The sequence below is a fragment of the Halobellus sp. Atlit-38R genome (assembly GCF_003665925.1).
GTDB classification, from domain to species: Archaea; Halobacteriota; Halobacteria; order Halobacteriales; family Haloferacaceae; genus Haloquadratum; species Haloquadratum inordinatus.
Map to the genome: position 1 here is coordinate 1 of NZ_QXIJ01000356.1, position 448 is coordinate 448.

1 protein-coding gene is annotated in these 448 nt (G+C 59.8%); it reads left to right on the forward strand.

Features of this window, described 5'->3' with window-relative positions; translation table 11 throughout:
- Positions 1-197: 197 nt before the first annotated feature.
- A partial coding sequence (locus D3D02_RS19810) for a carboxymuconolactone decarboxylase family protein (RefSeq protein WP_121571396.1) occupies positions 198-448 on the forward strand: 251 nt, incomplete at its 3' end.

A 448-nucleotide genomic window follows, 5' to 3' on the forward strand; every position in this document is an offset into this window, starting at 1 on the left:
ACAACGCCTCCACGGTGCTGAGGCGACAATCATTCGGCAAATGGGCGAAGAGATGACTCACGGGCGGGTACTGGATCCGACAATGGCGTCTAGTCGAGGGGAGTGACGGCTCGAATCCGTCGAACCGATCGAGGCAGTATCGTCACGTCATGGAAATACTCGGGTCGCTTTTATCTGTACTCTCTAGATGTCCGTGTATGTCTGATGCCATCGAAGACACCGACGAACTTCCGTCGACGGCGGGTGAACTCGCCGCTGAATTTCCCGAGGTGTGGGACGAGTACGCCGATTTAGGCAAAGCCTGTTCGGAAGCCGGTCCGATCGAGGGCGAAGAGGAGCGCCTGGTCAAACTGGCGCTGGCGGCTGGCTCTGGGTCAGAAGGAGCTGTCCACTCACACGTCCGACGAGCGCTCGCGGAGGGTGTCGACCCTGAGGCGCTGCGACACGT